Source organism: Micromonospora sp. BL4, assembly GCF_003667505.1.
Lineage (GTDB): Bacteria > Actinomycetota > Actinomycetes > Mycobacteriales > Micromonosporaceae > Micromonospora.
The window spans coordinates 1-3,478 of sequence record NZ_RCVJ01000266.1; the positions used below are offsets into that span (position 1 = coordinate 1).

General features: G+C 75.0%; 1 protein-coding gene and 1 pseudogene. Both read right to left on the reverse strand.

What is annotated here, in order from left to right:
* Positions 1-1,224 (reverse strand): annotated as a pseudogene (locus tag EAD89_RS29980) (hypothetical protein); the annotation flags it as partial.
* A gap of 172 nt (positions 1,225-1,396) precedes the next feature.
* The gene (locus tag EAD89_RS31195) at positions 1,397-2,401 is read right to left on the reverse strand and encodes a fibronectin type III domain-containing protein (protein ID WP_233579237.1); all 1,005 of its coding nucleotides are present in this window, start codon (positions 2,399-2,401) and stop codon (positions 1,397-1,399) included.
* Positions 2,402-3,478 lie beyond the last annotated feature (1,077 nt).

Here is a 3,478-nt window from a genome sequence, read left to right on the forward strand (position 1 = left end):
AAGGGTGCGCGAGGTCAACAAGTACGCCAACGACGTGCTCGGCGGGGGAGCAGGCGGCGGGTCCCCGCCGAGCACGTCGTTGGCGTACTTGTTGACCTCGCGCACCTGGTGCTTGTCGTCCACCACCCGGGCGGTCGCCGAATCGGGGGAGTTGATGAACAGGTGGTTCTCCCGCACCTCCAGCTCCAGCGGCCCGTTCGCCCGGCCGCGGATGGTGTCGACCAACTGGCCACCGGAGTCGAAGGAGTAGATGGTGCCGGTGGCCTCGTCGGCGCAGTAGAACCGGTCCGCCCAGGCCACCGCCGCGCTGAGCCGGTCGCCGTCGCCCGGCACGGTGAACGCCCGCTCCTCGCCGACGTCACCCACCACCAGCACCCGCCGCTCGGCGGACACGGTGACCGGGACACGCGGGCCGCTGGTGCGGGCCGGCAGCGCCGCCGGACCGGTCAGCTTCAGCGACGTCAGGTGCACCTTCCCGCCCTGTACCCGCACCAGCTTCCCGGCGGTGCGGTCGAGCACCGCCACACCGTCGTCCAGCGTGGAGACCACCAGCTCGTGGCTGGCCTCGGCGACGTCGTACGTCTCGACCCGCTCCGGGCTGAGCCCGCCACCGGCGGGCGCGGCCGACGCCGGCGCGGACGGCAGCTTCGCGGCCGTGACCGCCGACACCGTGCCCTCGCTGGGGACCGCGATCCAGAGCCGGCCCTCGCCGTCGAAGGTGCCGCCGGTGATGCCCGGCGGGTAGCGGACCGGCTCGCCGACTGGGGCCAGCGACCGCGGGTCGAGCTGGCGCACGATGCCCTGCACGGCGTCGACGACGAACGCCGCGTCCTCGTGCAGGGCGACACTCACGCCCAGCCCGGGGGTGGTCCGGGTGGTCGCGGTGAGCTGCAGGGTGGCCAGGTCCAGTGAGCTGACCTGCCCGGACTGCAGGTCACGCAGGATCAGCAGCCGGTCGGTCTGGGTGACCTGCATGGGGTGGCGGCGGGCGTTGGGAACCTCGGTACGGGTGTCGACGCGAGCGGTGACCCCGTTGACCCGGGCCAGCTCGCTGCGCACCGCGCTCCACAGCCACGAACTCGCGTCGTAGTTGGCCACCGCGTTGTCCGCCGCGCCCAACCCGAGCACGGTCAGCCCCATGGCGGCCAGCAACGCGGTCACCGTGCCGACCGTCACCAGCCCGCCGCGCAACCGGGAACGCGAACGGGGGGCGTCGGTGCGCACGGCGTCCTCGATGCTGGCCACAGCCGGCTGCCTCCCCTGAGTCGTGGCAGGTGGCGCGCCTCGCGGCGACCCCTCCCCTGAGCCGGGTGCCATCATATGGCCCGCCACGTGGCGGGGGAACCCGCACGGTCACCCCTGTGGATACCGAGCGTGTGCGGTGTGGACGCCCAGCTCAGCTCGGCGGAGTGCTGCGTTCCCGCTCGGTGCAGACCTGTCCCGAGGTGGCGAAGCTGTCGGTGGAGTAGACCGCCAGCACCGTGAAGCAGTAGTCCACCCGGGAGTTCAGGCCGTTGACCGTGTAGCTGGTCCGGCCCGGGTCCACGGTGGCCATCACCCCCAGCGCCTGCCCGGCCCGGCCCCCGGCGACCATGAACGGCACCGCACCCTCGGACGGGTCCGTCCACGTCAACGTGATCGTGACCGAGTCGTCCCGCAGCTTCAGATCGCCCGGCGGAGGCCCGGCCGCCGTCGGCGCCGCCGTGGTCGGCGCGGTCCCGGTCGTCGGCGGCGGCGCGTCGTCGCGGTTCAGCACCACCGCGCCCAGGCCGGCCACCGCCACCACGGCCACCCCGGCGGCCACCACCGCGCCGATCAGCGTCCCCCGGCCCCGAACCTTCGACCCTTCATCGGCGTACGCCGGCCGGTACCCGTCCTGGCCCGGGTGGTACTGCTGGCCGGGGTACCGCTCCTGAATCGAAAACTGCTCGGGTGCCGGCGCGGGGGCGACCGGCGGCGGATAGGTCGGGGCCGCGTTGGCCGGTGACACGAAGGGGCCGGGGGTCGGCAGGCCCGGCTCGGGGTACGTGCCAGAAACCGGCGTTGTCGGGGCCGGGTCGGCGCCCGGCGACCAGGCCGAGGGCGCCGCCTCGGTCGGACCTTCGACGGGGCGCGGCTGTCGGGTGGTCAGGTCCGGCTGGCCGAGGGCCGAGTCGGGCATCGCCGGACCGTCGCCGGCACGCTCGACGGGCGGGAACATCTCCGTCGGCGCGGACGGCGTCACGCCCGCCGGATGGGCCGGCGCGACCAGCGGCATCGCCGTGGCGCCGGGACCACCCGGCTCGGCCTCCGCGTGCCCTTCGGACCGGCGGCCGTCCACCTGGGACCCGCCCGCCGGGTCGTCGCCGACCGTGGGCAACGGCTGCGGCGGCGCCGTTCGGCTCCACGGTGGCGCGGTCAAACCCCACGGAGGTACGGGCGGCCCGCTCACCGGCGGTGCGGAGATGGGTGGGCCGGATACCGGGTAGTGGTGGCCCGGCGGTGCGGAGACCGGCTGGTCATAACCCGGCGGCCCCGACACCGGATAGGGGTGGGCCGGCGGTGCGGAGACGGGTTCGCCGTAGCCGGGTGGTCCGGATACGGGGTAGTGCTGGCTCGGTGGCGCCGACACCGGGTAGTGCTGGCTCGGTGGTCCGGACACCGGGGGATGCTGCGCCGGTGGCCCGGACACGGAGTAGGGCTGACCCGGTGGTCCGGACACCGGATACGGGTGGCCCGGCACTCCCGACACCGGCTGGGGGTAGCCGGGTGGTCCCGAGACGGGATGGGCGTGGCTGGGCGGCCCCGACACGGGGTAGGGGTGCCCGGGTGGTCCGGACACGGGGTGGTTGTGGCTGGGTGCTCCGGACACGGGGTGGTTGTGGCCGGGTGGTCCGGACACGGGGTGGTTGTGGCTGGGTGGTGCGCTCACCAGGTGTGCCGGCTCGGGAGAGGCGCTGGCGGCGGAAGGCCCGCCCACGACGTTGGTTGATCCGCTCGCCTCGGCTGGCGTGACGGCGGCCCGGGCCATCTCCTCGGCCAACAGCGGCTCGATCTGCTGTACCTGGATCGTCGGGGTGTCCCACCGGGGAGCCGGAGACGGCGGCACCGCCGGGGCTGGCGACGCGGCGGCCGTCACCTGTGCCGTCGGCGCCGGCGTCGGCGTGGGCGCCGTCACCTGTGTCGGCGTCGGCGTTGGTGGTGCGTCGACCGCTGGGTGCAGCGGTTGGTCGCTGACCCGCTGGCGGGGCGGTACCGGTGATCCGGACAGCGGTCGGGGTGGCCGCTGGGCGCCGACCGGCTGCTGCGGCTCCGTCGGCTGGTTGGCTGGCCGTGGACGAGGCGACGGGTCGACCGGCGGTTGGGCTGGTCCAGGCGGCTGCTCGGTGCGCTGGCGTGGCGGCATGGGCGGCGCCGTGGGCGGGGGCGTAGGAGGTGCCGGCGGCGCAAGAGGCGCCGCGGGAGGGGGCGCGAGAGGTGCTGCCGGCGGCGCGAGGGG